Origin of the sequence: Brevibacillus sp. NPDC058079, assembly GCF_042885155.1 — a bacterium.
Lineage (GTDB): Bacteria > Bacillota > Bacilli > Brevibacillales > Brevibacillaceae > Brevibacillus.
The window spans coordinates 1046984-1063464 of the sequence record NZ_JBHVSO010000001.1 but is presented as its reverse complement, the minus strand read 5'-3'; the positions used below and the strand labels follow the sequence as shown (position 1 = coordinate 1063464).

Sequence of the window (16481 nt, the reverse complement as noted above, 5' to 3'; positions counted from 1 at the left end):
TTCGTGGCTATATACCTGTGCCGATGCCGACAGCATGCTTGGCATATTCCTCTGCTACCTTCACCGCTGTCGCCGTCATGATATCCAGATTGCCTGAATAAGTAGGGAGGTAGTCGCCCGCGCCTTCCACTTCCAAAAAAACGGTGATTTTGTTTTCATCAAAGATCGGTTCTGTGCGCAGGCGGTAACCAGGAACGTATGATTGAATATAGGCAACGGTCTGGTGGATAGCTTTCACGATCGCCTGTCGGTCGGCACCTTCCTCCACTACGGCATAGACCGTATCTCTCATCAGGATCGGCGGCTCCGCCGGATTCAGGATGATGATCGCCTTGCCTTTCTTCGCGCCGCCAATCGCTTCGATACCATGTGCAGTCGTCTCCGTAAATTCGTCGATGTTGGAACGTGTGCCAGGTCCCGCGCTTTTACTGGAAATAGTGGCCACGATTTCTGCGTAACTGACCGGACTCACACTCCCTATCGCATGAACGATCGGAATCGTAGCCTGGCCGCCGCATGTGATCAGATTGATGTTCTTTTCATTCAAATGCGCACCTAGATTCACAGATGGTACTACATAAGGGCCTACAGCAGCAGGCGTCAGATCGATGGCGAACTTTCCTGCCTCCCTGAGCGCCGTGGCATGCCGAATATGTGCATGGGCTGAAGTAGCGTCAAAGACGATATCCGCAAGCTCCGCACCGCTTTCCAAAAACGGTTTTAATCCGCCGTCAAATACGTAGTATCCAGCTGCCTTTGCTCTACGCAGACCATCCGAATCAGAATCGATTCCAATCATGGACGTCAGCTCAAGAACTGGCGACCTTCCCAGCTTGGTCATCAGGTCTGTCCCGATGTTACCCGAGCCCAGTATGGCTACTTTTACTTTCTTCATACAGGCACTCCTTTCCTATTTTTAACTTGCCAAACCTGACTCCTACTGAACCAAGTCCAGCAACCCGTGTGTGAAATACATCGCCAGGCTTAGCTTCAACCGCTGCCGATAACGCACCAGACAAGATGATCTCTCCTGCTTTGAGTGTAATCCCTAATTCGTACAGCTTGTTTGCTAACCACGCCACACAGGATGCGGGATTGCCCAATGCGGCGGCACCCACACCGGTATTGACCAGCTCCTGATTTTTATAAAACGCCATTCCTACCAGAGGAAGATCCAGATCTTGCGGTTTCACGGGATGTCCACCCAGCACATAGAAGCCTGAGGATGCATTGTCCGCAATTGTGTCTTCTAGTTTGATTTGCCAGTTGGCTATACGGCTGTCCACGATTTCCAAAGCAGGCACTACATATTCCGTTGCCATCAAGACATCATAGATGGTTACATGTGGCCCTTCCAGATCGCGTTTCAACAGGAAGGCAATTTCTGCTTCTACTTTTGGCTGAAGGACATGCTCAAAAGGCAGTTCTCCGTTGTTTTCCACGACCATGTCGTCCAATAGATGTCCATAATCTGGCTGTTCTACGCCAAGCAGTGTCTGCATGGCACGAGAGGTCAGGCCGATTTTCTTCCCTGTAATCCTCGCGCCTTCTTTCACTTTTCGTTCAATCGTCTCCAATTGAACGTGGTATGCCTCTCTCTCGCTGATTTGCGGATCCAGTAAAGTGAGTGGCGCTACTCCCACCCCTTCACGACTCACCGCCGCTAAATGATCGGCATATCGTGTGATCTTTTCTATGTCCACACGGTCCCCTCCCTGATTTGCTGTTCTTCTCACTATAATTTCATTGTGACTGTCTTGACCTCGGAGTAGAATTCGAAGCTGTGACGCCCGCCTTCTCGGCCAATACCGCTGTCCTTGGCACCGCCAAACGGAGTTCGCAAGTCACGCACATACCAGCAATTGATCCATAAAAGACCTGACTTCACTCGATCAGCCACGCGATGCGCGCGCCTCAGGTCGTTGGTCCAAACCACTCCTGCCAGGCCGTAAGCCGAATCATTGGCGATCCGAATAGCCTCCGCTTCTGTACGAAATGGAATGATCACGATGACTGGACCGAAAATCTCTTCCTGCGCCACCCTCATTTTGTTGTTACCATCATAGAGAACGGTTGGCTCTAGGAAATTGCCGTCACCCAGCCCGCTGATTCGTTTTCCGCCGTAACCGAGCTTGGCTCCTTCTTCCAGTCCGATCTGGATGTAGTGCTCCACCGTCTCTAAGTGACTGCGGGACACCAACGCTCCCATATCCGTCTCCGGTTCCAGAGGATTTCCCACCTTGATCCTTTGAACAGCCGCCACAAATTTGTCCAGAAACTGATCATATACGCTTTCTTGTACCAACAAACGCGATCCTGCCAGACAAATCTCGCCCTGGTTGCGGAATATTGCCTCGACCGACCCTTTTACCGCTTCATCAAGATCGGCATCCTCAAACACGATATTGGCTGATTTGCCTCCCAGTTCGAGCGATACCGGAATCAAATGCGAAGCGGCATTCTGCATGACGGTCTTGCCAGTGTTTGATTCTCCCACAAAAGATATCCGGCGCACATGGGGATTCGTCGTCATCGCAGTTCCGACAGTCCCGCCCGGACCAGTCAGGATGTTGAGCACGCCAGGAGGCAGACCTGCTTCATTGGCAATCTCTCCAAGCATCACCGCCGAGAGAGGCGTGTACGAGGCTGGCTTTACAACGACGGTATTTCCCGCTGCTAAAGCCGCCGATGCTTTCCATGTCATCTGCATGAAGGGCAAATTCCATGGAATGATCAGACTTGTCACACCTGCCGGAGCATATTTGGCGTAGGACATAAAATGGCGCATTTCATAATGCTCGTGGACCATGTATTTAGCCATTTCGGCAAAAAAGCGCAAATTGGCCGCCGCCCTCGGAATATCGAAGCCCCGACTTTCTTTGATCGGTTTGCCGACATCGAGCGTCTCCACCAAAGCGAGTTCATCCACACGCTTCATCACCAGGTCAGCCATTTTGCAAAGAATCTTGGCGCGCTCATCTACAGACATCTCACTCCAAACACCTGACTCAAACGTACGCTGGGCCACGTCGATCGCTCTTTTTACATCCTGCTCACTTGCATTAGCCACAGAAGCCAGCTTGAGATTTGTCGCTGGATTGATCGTCTCGAAGGTTTCACCGGAAACAGCGTCCACATAATCTCCGTCTATGAATAGCTTGGCGTCTTTTCGTACTTGGTTTTCCTTGGCAGTCTGACTCATGGGAATCCTCCTAATTCTCGATTTCCAAGATCATCTCTACTTCTACGGCGTTATTTAGCGGGAGCTGTGCCATCCCTACAGCGGACCGCCCATGCCTGCCTTTCTCTCCAAATATCTCCACCAACAAATCGGATGCCCCATTCATGACTTTAGGCTGATCTATGAAAGCTGGGTCGCTGTTAACGAATCCGAGTATTTTGACCACTCGTTTGACTCTCCCCAGTTCCCCTAGCTCATGTTTGGCAACAGTCAGCAGATTGAGCATGCACTGCCTGGCAGCTAGGTAGCCTTCCTCTATCGTGACATCCTGTCCTAGCTTCCCTCGATATTCGTTTGTCCCTTGGCCTGCCAGAAAGAGGAGATTGCCCGCTTGGACACAACCGACATAATTACCGGCCGGCTGTCTCGGTTCGGGCAGGACTAGGCCCATAGCCTGTAAACGTTGTTCCGGCGTTTCAGTCTGATGCTTCACAGTCCGTTCATCTCCTTTATGTTCAGGAAGCAAAGCGCGTTTTCACCCAGCAACGCCCGCTTCTGTCCGTCAGTCAGCTCCAAAGTATGATCGATGACTTCCCCGGGAGGTGTTTCACGAAGCAGGAAGGGATAGTCCGATCCCATTATGATTTTATTATCGCCAAAGCGCTTTATCATGTATTGGATGTTCAGTGGGTCGTACGTCAAGGAATCAAAGTAGAATTGTTTCGCGTACACACTAGGCGGTTGATCGGTCAGACGCAGATGCGGCCATACCTTCCAGCCTTGGTCCAGCCTGGGTAGAATATAAGGAAAAGAGCCGCCGCCATGGGCAAAGCAGATTTTCAGGCGCGGAAACTTCTCGATCACGCCTCCCAAGATAAGACTTGCTGCGGCAAGCGCTGTCTCGCTTGGCATCCCGACTGTGTACATCAGGTTGTGCCGCGGCATCCGTTCTCTGCCCAGCGTCTCCCATGGATGTACGAAGAGTGGCACATCCCATGTCTGACACATATCAAAAAAAGGAATCAGTCCCGGGTCATCGAGATTGTTGCCATTTACATTGGTACCGATTTCGATCCCTCTCAGGCCGAGCTCGTGCATGCAGCGATCCATTTCCCGAATGGCTGCCTCGGTGTCTTGCAATGGAACTGTACCCAGTCCGATGAAATGATTCGGATGTTGGTTGACCGTCTCTGCGATAAAATCGTTTTGAATCCGCGCCATCACTTCCGCTTCGGCTGCCGGGGCCCAGTAGGAAAACGTGACCGGAATGGGTGACAGCACCTGCATATCCACGCCTTCCCGCTGCATGTCATGAATCCGTTTTTGGGGATCCCACACTTGATCCGTCACTTCGCGAAATACTTTTCCCCCGACCATGATATTTGCCCCGCATGTGCAAGTGCGGTGCAGAACTGGCCAGCGCTCTCCTTGAAAGCGCTCAGCCAGGTTGGGAAGATCCTCTGGAATAATGTGGGTATGAAAGTCTACTCGCATTTCCACTCACTCGCTTCCGGAGACATAACCTGCCCGCATTTTTGGCATGTTCGCAGCTCCAGATTGCTGTTGAATCCTTCGATCGCCTCTTTTACCTGCACCTCAATGTTGGTTAGTTGAATCCGTACGCGGTGCATTTCGTGGTCGCAGTTTTCGCAGAACCAAGCAAAGTCCTCCAGTTCTCCCTCATCTCTGTTGCGCTCAATCACGAGTCCGATCGTATCCGCGATCCGGTGAGGGGAATGCGGGACATTTGCAGGAAGAAGGAACATTTCGCCTTCTCTGACCGTAATGATCTCACGCTTCCCATCCGGATTGATGATCTCTACGAAGCAATCACCCTTGAGCTGGTAAAAGACTTCCTCGGATGGATCAATGTGAAAATCCCGCCGCTTATTCGGCCCTCCTACTACCATTACCATTAGTTCTGCATCTTTCCAAATCACCTTGTTATTAACCGGTGGCTTGAGCTGATCGATGTGATCCTCGATAAACTTCCACAAATGGATAGGTGCCAATGTACGCATGCTCTATTCCCTCCTTGTTTTTACTTGTTTAAAGAATCTGCTCCGTCTGCGATGTCGATTTGGCAGCAAAAACGCTGAGCGCGTCATCCACCATCGTGCATGCATGAGACTTCTTATAATTGTTGTAAAAAATCGCCAATTTGCGCACCGGATCACCAGTATAGTACCGCTCGTATTGCAGCAAACGCTGTCCGAAGGCTTCCCCGCACATGTCCCACGCGAGCTTAAACAGGCGAACCCGCTCTGTACCGGTGATACCCTCCCGTCCGGCATAAAACTTTTCCATATCCTCCTCCAACTCGGGATGCTCCATATCACTGTCAGTCGGGGACATGAGCAATCCGCCTGCTCCAATAATTTGAATGACTTCGATCGCCCGTGGGTACAGCTTCGGAAGCAGTCCGCGAATGGTTTCGAGCTGTACGTATCCCGGCATGAGCTCGCCCGACGGCAAAGTCTCGTAGTCCAGCTCAGCTGTCCTTAGGAGCGCTCTGACCGATTCCAGCGATTGCGCTAGCTCCCCGAGATTGTTTTGGACATTCGGATAGACGTCTACCCCGATGGAGTCTGCAAGCCGCATGGCAACTTCCGTGGCAAATTGGAGCTTCAACAGTCCTCTCACCCCTGTCTGGTGCGCCGGCTGCTGTCCGATTCCTGTCTTTGGATAAAGCAGGTTGGCTGCTTCTACATTGTTGTACAGGAATAAGCGCTCCCAAGGTACGAGTACGTCATTAAAGACAAGAAGAGCATCCATTTCTTCGAAGCGCGATGCCAAAGGATGGTCGTAAACGGAACGAATTCCATCCTGCATAGGCTCTCTACAAATGATGCGCAAGCCCGGCGTGTTAATCGGAATGGCAAATGCCAAGGCGTATCGCTCATCTCCTGGCTTGAACCCAGGGAACGAATAAATGATGACTTCATCCGTGATCGGCGCCAGTGTCGCAAGCATTTTCGCTCCTTTGACAATCAGCCCTTCCGGCGTCTCTTCTACTGCTCCCAAATGGGTGTACACATCGTTTTGTTCGTGCGAGGACTTGCTGCGGTCATTTTGCGGATTGATAATCGCATGCGTTAAAAACAGGTCTTGGTCGCGAACATCCTTGTAATAATTTTTCACGTTTTCCGCCCACTGCGGATTGTACTTTTCCAAGAAAGACGCATTGCTGTATAGCGACGTCAAGACGACATTGAGAAAATCCGGCGTTCTTCCCATCAAGCCAAAAGTGGCTTCCGCATAAGCTTCGTACAAGGCTCGTTTCGCCTGCAATTCCTCAGGGGTCTTTGCAACGAGAAAGGCGTTGTTCACACGCTCGCCGGTCTCCTGACAAATATGGGTAATCTTCTCCTGGTACTTCTCGTCATGCTGCATGTCATATAGTTTGGCTATTTCATGAATCGGCTGTCGAAAAACAGCTTCCTCACATACATTTGTCACCTTGCGGCCTTGTAGCCAAATCTCCGGTTGCCGTGATTTCAAGCCCCGAATGTATTGGTCACCTGTACGGATCCCCACCACAATTCCTCCTTGTTGTTTTTTGTTGAATCGATTTTGTTCTTAAACCGCATTATAGTGTCTGGCTATTCTGAAAAATGTAACCCACTTAACATCACAGCTGAAAAATATAAAATGCTTCTCACCTGATTCACGGGCCACTGCGGATATGTAAACGAATTAACATCAATTCTGTTTTTCTTTCGAATGCACGTCATTTTCACGTTGAAATATTGGTAAGGAGCTTTTTATTTTCATATAATCAAAAGTAGTAAGTTCAGAAAATTAAGACTTAACCTTGGATGGATGCTTGGAAGAGGCAAGATCATTGATGAGGAAAGGAGCGGTGAAGATGGTATCCCCTTTTGAAACAGATTTGAAATGGGAAACCCTTTTAGAATACGGCAACCGTCAATTTGTGAAAGGAAAAACAGCTATCTATAAGCAAGGGACGATGGGAGAAGGTTTTTATTATCTTCATAAGGGATTAGTCAAGATTGTGACCTCTACCTTCAAGGGGAAGGATCGCCTGGTGAACATCGTAGTCCCTGGTCAAATCATGGGACTTCAAACGATGGATCAACAACCCCATTTCACCACGGCTATTGCTGTAAAAAATGCAGTCGTCTACCATTTCTCCTGTTTGCAATTCCTCGAAATGCTGAAGGTACGCCCTGAACTCTTGTCTCTTTTCACCCAAACCATCAATCAAAAAATGCGGATTCTTCTAACCGCCATCAACATGAAGGCACTGACTTCAGAAGAACAAATCGCTCGTCTTTTGCTCAACATTTGCGAAGACTTTAAAAACCACGAGGTTCCCCTCACGCAACAAGAGCTTGCTGAATGTGCTGGCCTCACCCGTATCACTGTCTACAAGATCCTGAAGACATGGAAGGAACATGGCATCATTGAAATCAAAAACCGATCCTTTGTCGTCAAACGCCCAGATATGCTGAAGCCTCCACAACTTACGGCACACACTGCTCGCACAGTGTAAGCCTATCCATGTGAAAGGTGGTCACAATGGCCTGTCTCCGCTATCAGTGGACCCCGTACCTCATGTATGGCAAGAAGATCGAAATGGGAAAACATACAACTATCTACCATCAAGGCGATGTGGGAACTGGATTTTATTATCTAGACAAAGGGAGCGTAAAGATCACTCTCTTATCTGAGAACGGGCATGAGCGATCTATCGATTACATTCCCACAGGTGGGTTGTTCGGGGAGCACGGCGCTTATAACGGCTCATACCTGACATCAGCCATAACTACTTCTCTTTCCGTCATTTACTTTTTCTCCGACGAGGTCTTATCGCGCGTATGCCAAGACCACCCACAGTCGGCAGTGATCTTCACCAATTCACAAATCTATAAGCTCCGTCTCCTAGCTGAAATCATCGCGTTCACTGACAGTCCGATTGAGCTTGCGATGGCTAATTATTTGCTCAAACTGATAGCTGTGCATGGAAATAATCATATCCCTATCGATCAGAAGTCTTTTGCACGCTATATTGATACGTCTCGCATTACGGTGAACAAGACTTTGCAGAAATGGCGACAGCAAGGCTTGATTGAGCTATCTGAGCGTAGTGCCATTCGAGTTGTGGATATAGAGGGATTGCGTGAGATTTATTCTCGCATCCAATGTAAATAGGGCGAGGCCTAATCAGGCTCGCCCCTCTGCATTGAAAATAACCCTTGAAACTCTTGATACAGCACTGTTCGACGCTGCTTAGAGCAGATGCATCTTGGCTTCTGCCTCGTCCCACGGCACCGAGTAGCCTGCTCCCTTGGCGCAAAAGATCGAGGAGGATGTATAAACCGGATCTGCATCCTTTTCATAGCTCTTCCTTTCAATCACTTCCTCCGCGTTATGGCAGCGATCGTATCCGCCAAATACACAGCGGATGCTGCCTCGTCCATGCGTGAAAGAAGCGAATTCGGTGCTGTAATTCATGAATGTTGCTACGGGCACCCTTCCCGTAATGACCGCATGCGTATCCGACATTTGCGGTGGCTCGAATGAACCTGAGGCGCGCTGAATATCCGAAAGTACCCTCCCCATCTCGTTCATTCCCACCTTTATTTTGAAGTCATAATAGGGTTCTAACAGCATATTCTCCGCTTTCTCCAGCCCCTGCCGCAGCGCGCGGAAGGTGGCCTCACGAAAGTCGCCACCATGCGTATGTTCGTTGTGCGCACGGCCTCTTAGGAGCGTAATTTTCATGTCGGTGACCGGCATGCCTGTTAATAGCCCATGATGCTCCCGTTCGTAGAGATGAGACTGAACCAAATTCTGGTAGTTATAACTCAGTTCATCAGGATGACATATGCTAGTGAAGTGAATCCCGCTGCCTCGCTCTCCCGGTTCAAGCAGGAGGTGCACTTCCGCATAATGCCTGAGTGGCTCGAAGTGTCCATATCCCGTCACAGCAGACTGTATTGTTTCTTTATACAAGATTTCCGGTTGGCCGAAAGAGACAACGAAACCGAAGCGTTCCTTTACAACCTGCTCCAGCACTTCTAATTGGATCAGACCCATGACGCGAATGTGAATCTCTTGCAAGCTCTCTTCCCAAACCACATTCAGAGACGGATCCTCCGCATTCAGAATGCGAAACGCACTGAGCACTTGCTGCACGTGAAGCGAACCGTCAAACTGTACTTTCGACTGTAGTGTCGGCTCAGTCTCATAAGCAAACTTGTCTGAGTAGAGCCCCACCCCTTGTCCAGCCTCGGCCTCGGACAAGCCGACGACCGCGAACAAATCGCCGGCAGTTACTTGGTCAACCGAGTGTGATTTCCTACCATTAAACAGTAAGATTTGTGTAATCTTCTCTTCGTATCGAAGTCCACCGCTTTCATAGCTAAGCAGCTCCCGTACCTTCAGCTTGCCGCTCAGCGCCTTGACGAATGTTAGCCTCAACCCGTTTGCTGCGTGTCGAATTTTATAAATGCGCCCCCCGAACGGAGCCGTCTCGTCATAAGACGCAGTCGTCAACAAGGATAGTTGATTCAGGAACTCTACAACGCCATCATCCTGCAGTGCCGAGCCGCACGCGCAGGGGAAAAGACTCCCCTCTCGTATCATCTCCTGCAAGGCACCCAGCCAAAAAGCTTGATCGTCCCTTTCCTCTATGAACGCTTCTAGCAGTGCCTCGTTCCGCTCCGTCATCATCTCCCGTAGCTCCTCACCAACGATACCGTTGGCGAAGTTGTCCTTGACGGAACAGACATTCCCTGTCAACTGACTGCGTATCTCCTCTTCCGTCCTACTGGCATCCGCGCCTATGCGATCTGTTTTATTGATGAAGAAAAATGTTGGTATCCGATGTTTGCGCAACAACTGCCAGACTGTCTCGGTATGACCCTGGACACCTTCTACCGCACTGACAATCACGATCGCATAATCCATTACCCCGATCGCCCGTTCCATCTCGGAAGAAAAATCGACGTGTCCAGGCGTGTCGATCAAATAATAAACGTCGCCCTTATGGTGCATAACCGCCTGATCGGCGAACACGGTAATGCCTCTTTTCCTCTCAATATCGTGGCTGTCCAAAAAGGCATCTTGATGATCCACCCGGCCCCGCGACCGGATACTGTTCGTATGATATAGCAACTGTTCGGCGAAAGTAGTCTTGCCCGCATCCACATGGGCAAACAAGCCGATCGTTAGACGCTTCATGTTATCCCTCTTCCATAGCTACTCGACTGCAATTTCTTTTTTCATTAAAACATAAAAATTGAGAAGAAGAATAGGCTTGCCAGCTTGAACCATGCGTGCGTTCACCTCTCTTGGAATGAATGTCAAGTTAACGTCAAGCTGTTGTGTTTTTCGAAAAGTGCCTGTAAATTCATTCCGCTTACCTCCCAAATGCTATATCTGCCATCATTTTTGCTGGTCGTCGTTCGCGCTAGTAATCCATACCCGATTACAAAATCACAGAACTGCGTCGCCTCTTTCCTTTTGCAGATAGAGCATGGATATTTAGGCGTTTTCAAGACTTCAACCATGTTCTATCCCTCCCTGGGTACAAACGTAATGTTTTGATAAATGAACTGCTTTCTTCACGCAGGAATTTTCCACCCCCCTGTCCTATTTATTCAGGTAAAGGAGATGATCTGATGACTGAAGTAAAGAAGATCGGTTATAAGAAGTTGATTCATCAAGCTTTCCTAGACCTAAAAAACAGTGGTTCTTTTGACGAGGCTACCTTTTATAGAAATTTCCGTATAGTGCATGCATTCCATAATCTCGCAGAGTTTATCGTCGTAGATTTTGTTGGCTTCAATGAAGATGAATTTTGGTCTACAGTCGACGCATTAGCCTCTCAATTTGATTTGCACCATTACAGAAAAATTTTCGATGAAGCCGTTATGGAAAGGTGAAGTTCCAAGTTTTCTGATGTCTTTTCTTTGGAGCGATCGAAGAACGATGAGTCCAAAATTCTCCTCACATGCTAGAATGATTTTTCAGACCTTGAATACACTGAGATAACACCCACCAAAGAAGGTGAATCATTATGGCTTATCTCGTTTTTGATCAGCGCTATGACAACTTATCTCTCAGACCTGGATATCCTCAACGTGTTCTAAATATTCCTACGATAACAACAGGGTATAATCAACAAATTAAATTTGATTCAATGATAAATGTTGAATTAAGTCTGGGAATCGGCTCAGACTACATATTGGTTATGTATCTTGCCTTGATTGAGTCTAATCAAACTTCAAGGCAAGTGATTACAGAATTGTTTGTTAGAAAGGTGAATACTCACGTCGTCACTGTACCACTATCTTTTACCATTAACTTTCCGATCAATTTAAATTGGGTACATTTAGTGTCATCTGGATCTCACAATTATTATATCGAGATGAATGTAGGGGAAGCGGGTAATCTCTCCAATGTCAAAGTTGGATATAGATCTCTAAGCGCTCTTGTACTTCCATAAAAGTTATTTAAATAAGTACCGATGTGTTAATCATCTGAATCTGATCCCCCGACTTTTAATTCACCGCTATTATGGTCTACATAGATGCGAACGAGTACCTGTTCATCCTATGAAATACTTTCACTGTAGAGCGTCATAGTAAATCAAACGATTCATCATCGCCGTATTGGTTGATAACTTCATCAACAATACCTACGGCGTTGAGTTTCCGGAGCACTTCCTCGTTATTTTCGACCAGGATATACGCAGATTCGCCACCTTCACTATCAACGACTTGCAGGCTGTTCAGAATGTCCAAAAATGCTTGTCTATTCATTGCACTTTCCTCCCTAACTAATTTGTCACTAACATGATTACTTAGTTATTCTGAATTTTGACTAACGCTTTCTTGTAAATTGCCGTATCAATTAGCACATTTTCATTTACTATAGGCTCGTATCAGTTGCCAAGCTTCCCCCATTTGCATGCTCTATATCATGCAGAGAGAAGCGAGGTGATTAATATGACTGATGTAGTAGTAATCCTATTCAGACGTATCAGAGTGAATGGCGTACGGAGGCGAATTATTCGCGACGTTAGCATCATTGGAAGTGCCGCACCATGCAACCGATTTTTAATGATTGGTAGACGTGTGGGTCCAGCTGCACGTTGTCTCTTGAATAACGGGTTCCAACGTGTGTTATCAAGAGATAATGTTTTGGTGTTTATCCGAGTAAGATAAATGGGTCCGTATGAAAACGGTAACTAATAGGGTTACCGTTTTCTTTTGTTACAACATACACAACTTGTTTTGTCATGTTGAACCTCTCATGCTCTTTATGCGTGAGGTACGGTTTATAACCACTAGAAATCCTTCTCTTCGTAGTTTGTCAGAAAAAGGACCCACCCTATCAGAATCAGGATGAGTCCTTTTATAGTTAAGGGTTGCTAAATCTTCCTGCTCTCCCTACTTGGGTCTCTGAGCAGCTTGTTTTTACTTCAGAGCTTCTTCAAACACAGATTCTATTTGATCAACCTCTTTCGACACCGCGAATAAAATAAACTGCCCTTTCGTCTTCAAAACATGCTTTTCGATAAGAAAATACTCTTCCGGGCGATAGTCTTTGAATTTGATTGTTTGGGCCTCGATCCGTTGTTGTATCTTCTCTTTTACATTTTCGCTGTCGCTCGCATCTTTGACTTTGATAACAGCCAGTTCATCCGCTTTCACATTGGAGGAAGCCGTGTACAGGATGAAATCATCCACTTTTCCTGCCTCGATCTGATACAATTTTTGCAGTTTCTCCAGATCCCCTTGCTTCATATCCTGAAAACTTACCGTTTGTTGAATTCTTTCTCCCACTTCTGCGGCCGAAAGTTCTCCGGAAGTCACGTCGTCATTGGAGCATCCGACCAACATTCCCATTCCGATAGCAAACATAAGCAGTACAGACAAAAATCGCTTCATTACATTCACTCCATGATGTTCAGAATAGAGGTGTCTTCAAAAAACGTTTTGACGTTGTAAAGGAATAGCATGTCATGAAACTGCCGATCTTGTATGAGCTTTGTTACGGATCCCTCATAATATCGAAGGTCAACGACATCAATCTCTGCGAAGTGTTCGGCTAAAAAGGGAATCAGGCTATTGGCGTATGAATCTTTCATTACCAGCAGCTTTTTCCCTTCCGGATGGCCGGTTGTGATTCGGACCAGTGCATGGTTGCCGTTCAGAAATACTGCATACTTATCCTTTTTGGCCAGATTGTCCATCTGATATATGGAAGCCGCGGTACGGCCTTCGTCCACGTACTCCACCTTCTTTTTGCTTTCCTCTTTCGGCAGATAAAGATCGATACGATCAGGCTGCAGATGACGGAAGCCGCTCTTCGAATAGAGCGATCCGTAGAATGCATCGGTCACCTGCCGGATGTTGAACGCAGCTTCGTCTTTTGGAACAATCCCCATCTGCTTGCACAACACCCGATAAGCATAATAAGCGCCTTTGCTCGTCCAATGATGATCCGTTTTATAAAAAATGGCTTCTTCGCGTCTGGCAAACAGCGCGGGATAGACATCAACGAAGCGAATATCAGGTGGAAGCAATTGCCGAACTCGATTCAGAGCCGCATGTTCGTCGCCAATTGGTGCGTAGGAGGGCAGTTTATCCCGAAGCAACGCGGCGGCGGTCGGTACCAGCATGAAGTACTTGCGAAGGTCAGGCGTTGTCTGGTGAATCGAATGGATGGCCTGAACTCTGTCATTCACCTCGGCGTCCAGCGGCGATGAGAAATGTTGAATTAGGTACCCATCCTTGCCCATATAAACACCGTTGCTGTCCTTTTTGCCCATAACACGATCCGCATCCGTTTTTAGCCCGATCCAAACGTCCCGAAAAGCAAATTGATCGGTGATATAGGTCTCGTAATCAGAAGTGAACTTCCCCGCCAGCAGTGATCGCAGTGAAAATGGCGGCTTCCTCTCGAGCACCCTGTTTTCCGATTCCGAGAACGCCTGATCAGGGGTCAGTATGTTCAAAACAGCCACCATGAGGATAAACAGCAAGAACAACAAGCCCGTCACTGCTCGTGTCCGTTTGTCATAGGTGGTCAAGATCGCTCCCTCCCTCTCAAAACCGAAAATATAAGAATGGATTGTAATCCTCAAAGACCAAATAAGCGGAAGACAAAACCAAACTGATGATAGAAAGTGCCAAAGCAGCGATCATGCCTACTGAATTCCATCGGGCTTTCACCTGCTCCAATACTTTGCGGGGCAGAGGTGTCGCGCACAAGGCCAACAGAACGAGCAATCCCCCATACGTCGTCAGGTCGTAGAGTGCCTGGCGATCCGCCCATTCGTGTGCCCCGAAACCAAACATCGCACTGATGAACATCCACGCGGAAGGCAAATGTTCGAATTCAAAAAAGACCCACCCGACAACGACAATCAGCAGCGTGTAGAGATGTCCTGCCCAGTTCGGCCAATGCTTCAGCCATTTCAGCAAAAACAGCTTCTCAAACACAACGAAACAGCCGAAATACAAGCCCCATACGATAAAGTTCCAGCTCGCCCCATGCCACAGACCGGTTAAGAACCATACAATCAAGAGGTTACGGAACTGCTTGCCCAAGCCCATTCGGTTGCCTCCGAGCGGAATATAGACATACTCCCGGAACCAGGAACCGAGGGAGATATGCCATCTGCGCCAAAATTCTGTGACGCTTCGTGAAATATACGGATACCTGAAGTTTTCTGGGAATTCGAAACCAAACATTTTGCCGAGCCCGCGCGCCATATCCGAATACCCGCTGAAATCGAAGTAAATTTGAAACGTAAATGCCAGGATGCCGAGCCACGCGGAAAGGACAGTCAAGTCCTCCATCGGCGTCGACTTCACATTGGTCCATAGCAGTCCGATATTGTTGGCGAGCAGCACTTTTTTGGCCAATCCCCGGATGAACCATTCCGCTCCTTCTCCGAACCGCTCCAGTGTCACTTTACGAAAGACCAGTTGCTCCGCGATATCTCCATATTTGACGATTGGACCTGCGACCAGTTGAGGAAACATCGTGACGTAAGTGCCGAAAGCGACGAAATTTCGTTGTGCTGGCACTTTTCCTAGGTATACATCCACTACATAGGACATCGTTTGGAACGTATAGAAGGAAATACCGACGGGTAGTGGCAGATCAGCCACCTGTATATGCAGACCGAATAGATCATTCATATTTTGAACGACAAACCCGGCATATTTGAAGAAACCGAGAATCGCCAGACTGCCACAGATGGAGCCGAACAACACTGCTCTGGCGATCGGCTTGCGGTGACTGTACTTGTCGATCACAAGCCCGTTGATATAATCAAATACGGTTGTAAAAATCATGAGGATGATATAGACCGGTTCGCCCCATGCATAAAAGATGAGGCTCGATACGAACAGAACAGCATTTCTCAGCTTCTTGGGCGACAAATAATAAACGAGCAGCACGGCGGGCAAAAATTGAAACAGGAAAATCAGACTACTGAATACCAATGTTGCTTTCCTCCCGCGCCGTTATTTTACGCTCTTTTTACGACCCAGCTCATCTTTTACGTAATCGAGCAGGATCGGATAAAATTTGGCTTGGAAATGAATGCCGTCCGCATCGTACATGTCAGGATGATCGACCGCAATTGACGACACATCGATGTATCCGACTTGTACCTTACTTGCCAGCTCTTTCAGTCCCTTATTGTAGTCCCCGATATTTTGATAGCGGGGTTCCGTTTTTTCTGCCTTTTCCGTAACCGGGGTAACGGATAACATCGTGATGGACGCCTCAGGAAGCCTTTCTTTGATGCGGTCGATCAATTGGGCGTAGTACGACAACGAATATTCCTTGGGATGATCGGTCGGCCATAAAATGTCGTCCGAACCCAGTTGGATAAAAATATGCTCGGGCTTTCGCTTGACTAATTCGTCCACATCTTCCAGCGCGAATTCAGCCGTTTTCCCTGCACCTGCCAGCACGTTCTCCTCTTTCAGCACATCATGGTAAGACAATCCCTCCGTAATCGAATCTCCGAGAAAAACGCTTGTTTGATACTGTGATGCATATGAGGTTTGCTCCGGAGTGGAGATGTCCCCGGCCTGCCTGGTAATCTCGGAAGCGGTTGGTTGTCCATTGGTGCCACATGCCGCAACCGATAAGGCGACCATTGCGAACAGTGTAATACCCATCATTTTCCTTTGCATTTTCATCTTTCCCCTTTCTTCTTGAACAAGGTAAAGAGTAATCGTCGGAGATCAAGATCAGATGCAGATCGTGTGCAGATTGGGTAGAAATGCAATAAAAAAAGTGC

The 16481-nt window shown here is 48.0% G+C and carries 18 protein-coding genes; 4 read left to right on the top strand and 14 right to left on the bottom strand.

What is annotated here, in order from left to right:
• Positions 1–7: 7 nt before the first annotated feature.
• Genes ACFVS2_RS04740 through ACFVS2_RS04710 form a run of 7 tightly spaced genes read right to left on the bottom strand, consistent with a single transcriptional unit; the run spans position 8 to position 6718 of the window.
• Positions 8–895: an acetaldehyde dehydrogenase (acetylating) gene (locus tag ACFVS2_RS04740; protein ID WP_390231565.1), complete on the bottom strand. Its 888-nt coding sequence runs from the start codon at positions 893–895 to the stop codon at positions 8–10.
• Positions 858–1703, bottom strand: coding sequence for a 2-keto-4-pentenoate hydratase (locus ACFVS2_RS04735; RefSeq protein ID WP_390231562.1), 846 nt, complete (start codon positions 1701–1703; stop codon positions 858–860). The genes ACFVS2_RS04740 and ACFVS2_RS04735 overlap by 38 nt, the downstream gene beginning before the upstream one ends.
• 32 nt (positions 1704–1735) lie before the next feature.
• Positions 1736–3202 carry an aldehyde dehydrogenase gene (locus tag ACFVS2_RS04730; protein ID WP_390231559.1) on the bottom strand — a complete coding sequence of 489 codons (1467 nt, stop codon included), beginning with the start codon at positions 3200–3202 and terminating at the stop codon, positions 1736–1738.
• A gap of 10 nt (positions 3203–3212) precedes the next feature.
• The gene (locus tag ACFVS2_RS04725; protein ID WP_390231556.1) at positions 3213–3674 is read right to left on the bottom strand and encodes a RidA family protein; all 462 of its coding nucleotides are present in this window, start codon (positions 3672–3674) and stop codon (positions 3213–3215) included.
• The gene (locus ACFVS2_RS04720) at positions 3671–4675 is read right to left on the bottom strand and encodes an amidohydrolase family protein (RefSeq protein ID WP_390231554.1); all 1005 of its coding nucleotides are present in this window, start codon (positions 4673–4675) and stop codon (positions 3671–3673) included. The genes ACFVS2_RS04725 and ACFVS2_RS04720 overlap by 4 nt, the downstream gene beginning before the upstream one ends.
• Positions 4666–5202 carry a 3-hydroxyanthranilate 3,4-dioxygenase gene (locus ACFVS2_RS04715; protein ID WP_390231551.1) on the bottom strand — a complete coding sequence of 179 codons (537 nt, stop codon included), beginning with the start codon at positions 5200–5202 and terminating at the stop codon, positions 4666–4668. The genes ACFVS2_RS04720 and ACFVS2_RS04715 overlap by 10 nt, the downstream gene beginning before the upstream one ends.
• 28 nt (positions 5203–5230) lie before the next feature.
• Entirely contained in the window at positions 5231–6718 is a 1488-nt protein-coding gene (locus ACFVS2_RS04710; protein ID WP_390231548.1) for a 4-hydroxyphenylacetate 3-hydroxylase family protein, read from the bottom strand.
• A 331-nt stretch (positions 6719–7049) separates the two neighbouring features.
• Here ACFVS2_RS04710 and ACFVS2_RS04705 point away from each other — a divergent pair, with 331 nt between their 5' ends.
• Positions 7050–7697, top strand: a complete 648-nt coding sequence (locus ACFVS2_RS04705) for a Crp/Fnr family transcriptional regulator (RefSeq protein ID WP_390232416.1) — start codon at positions 7050–7052, stop codon at positions 7695–7697.
• A gap of 26 nt (positions 7698–7723) precedes the next feature.
• Positions 7724–8356, top strand: a complete 633-nt coding sequence (locus tag ACFVS2_RS04700) for a Crp/Fnr family transcriptional regulator (protein ID WP_390231545.1) — start codon at positions 7724–7726, stop codon at positions 8354–8356.
• 78 nt (positions 8357–8434) lie between these two features.
• Here ACFVS2_RS04700 and ACFVS2_RS04695 read toward each other — a convergent pair whose 3' ends face one another.
• Together ACFVS2_RS04695 and ACFVS2_RS04690 are read right to left on the bottom strand one after the other, a co-directional pair.
• Positions 8435–10390 carry a GTP-binding protein gene (locus ACFVS2_RS04695; protein WP_390231542.1) on the bottom strand — a complete coding sequence of 652 codons (1956 nt, stop codon included), beginning with the start codon at positions 10388–10390 and terminating at the stop codon, positions 8435–8437.
• Positions 10391–10512: 122 nt separating this feature from the next.
• Positions 10513–10719 (bottom strand): hypothetical protein, encoded by a 207-nt coding sequence (locus tag ACFVS2_RS04690; RefSeq protein WP_390231539.1) that lies wholly within the window; start codon positions 10717–10719, stop codon positions 10513–10515.
• 111 nt (positions 10720–10830) lie between these two features.
• Between ACFVS2_RS04690 and ACFVS2_RS04685 the strand changes: the two genes are divergently transcribed.
• Together ACFVS2_RS04685 and ACFVS2_RS04680 are read left to right on the top strand one after the other, a co-directional pair.
• A complete protein-coding gene (locus ACFVS2_RS04685; protein WP_173619286.1) occupies positions 10831–11094 on the top strand; it encodes a hypothetical protein in 264 nt (87 codons plus the stop codon).
• 134 nt (positions 11095–11228) lie between these two features.
• Positions 11229–11657, top strand: coding sequence for a hypothetical protein (locus tag ACFVS2_RS04680; RefSeq protein WP_390231537.1), 429 nt, complete (start codon positions 11229–11231; stop codon positions 11655–11657).
• Between the two features lie 133 nt (positions 11658–11790).
• Here ACFVS2_RS04680 and ACFVS2_RS04675 read toward each other — a convergent pair whose 3' ends face one another.
• The 5 genes from ACFVS2_RS04675 to ACFVS2_RS04655 form a co-directional block, all read right to left on the bottom strand.
• Positions 11791–11973: a hypothetical protein gene (locus ACFVS2_RS04675; RefSeq protein ID WP_390231534.1), complete on the bottom strand. Its 183-nt coding sequence runs from the start codon at positions 11971–11973 to the stop codon at positions 11791–11793.
• A gap of 657 nt (positions 11974–12630) precedes the next feature.
• Complete coding sequence (locus ACFVS2_RS04670) at positions 12631–13104, bottom strand: DUF4358 domain-containing protein (RefSeq protein WP_390231531.1); 474 nt, start codon at positions 13102–13104, stop codon at positions 12631–12633.
• A gap of 5 nt (positions 13105–13109) precedes the next feature.
• The gene (locus tag ACFVS2_RS04665; protein ID WP_390231528.1) at positions 13110–14249 is read right to left on the bottom strand and encodes a DHHW family protein; all 1140 of its coding nucleotides are present in this window, start codon (positions 14247–14249) and stop codon (positions 13110–13112) included.
• A gap of 16 nt (positions 14250–14265) precedes the next feature.
• Entirely contained in the window at positions 14266–15672 is a 1407-nt protein-coding gene (locus ACFVS2_RS04660) for an MBOAT family O-acyltransferase (RefSeq protein ID WP_390231525.1), read from the bottom strand.
• A gap of 21 nt (positions 15673–15693) precedes the next feature.
• Positions 15694–16380 (bottom strand): GDSL-type esterase/lipase family protein, encoded by a 687-nt coding sequence (locus ACFVS2_RS04655; RefSeq protein ID WP_390231522.1) that lies wholly within the window; start codon positions 16378–16380, stop codon positions 15694–15696.
• Positions 16381–16481 lie beyond the last annotated feature (101 nt).

Bases quoted from the DNA above. Each gene is read 5' to 3' on its own strand.
- ACFVS2_RS04740 (WP_390231565.1), bottom strand. From the start codon at position 895: ATGAAGAAAGTAAAAGTAGCCATACTGGGCTCGGGTAACATCGGGACA.
- ACFVS2_RS04730 (WP_390231559.1), bottom strand. From the start codon at position 3,202: ATGAGTCAGACTGCCAAGGAAAACCAAGTACGAAAAGACGCCAAGCTA.
- ACFVS2_RS04720 (WP_390231554.1), bottom strand. From the start codon at position 4,675: ATGCGAGTAGACTTTCATACCCACATTATTCCAGAGGATCTTCCCAAC.
- ACFVS2_RS04715 (WP_390231551.1), bottom strand. From the start codon at position 5,202: ATGCGTACATTGGCACCTATCCATTTGTGGAAGTTTATCGAGGATCAC.
- ACFVS2_RS04705 (WP_390232416.1), top strand. From the start codon at position 7,050: ATGGTATCCCCTTTTGAAACAGATTTGAAATGGGAAACCCTTTTAGAA.
- ACFVS2_RS04700 (WP_390231545.1), top strand. From the start codon at position 7,724: ATGGCCTGTCTCCGCTATCAGTGGACCCCGTACCTCATGTATGGCAAG.
- ACFVS2_RS04695 (WP_390231542.1), bottom strand. From the start codon at position 10,390: ATGAAGCGTCTAACGATCGGCTTGTTTGCCCATGTGGATGCGGGCAAG.
- ACFVS2_RS04690 (WP_390231539.1), bottom strand. From the start codon at position 10,719: ATGGTTGAAGTCTTGAAAACGCCTAAATATCCATGCTCTATCTGCAAA.
- ACFVS2_RS04685 (WP_173619286.1), top strand. From the start codon at position 10,831: ATGACTGAAGTAAAGAAGATCGGTTATAAGAAGTTGATTCATCAAGCT.
- ACFVS2_RS04680 (WP_390231537.1), top strand. From the start codon at position 11,229: ATGGCTTATCTCGTTTTTGATCAGCGCTATGACAACTTATCTCTCAGA.
- ACFVS2_RS04675 (WP_390231534.1), bottom strand. From the start codon at position 11,973: ATGAATAGACAAGCATTTTTGGACATTCTGAACAGCCTGCAAGTCGTT.
- ACFVS2_RS04670 (WP_390231531.1), bottom strand. From the start codon at position 13,104: ATGAAGCGATTTTTGTCTGTACTGCTTATGTTTGCTATCGGAATGGGA.
- ACFVS2_RS04655 (WP_390231522.1), bottom strand. From the start codon at position 16,380: ATGAAAATGCAAAGGAAAATGATGGGTATTACACTGTTCGCAATGGTC.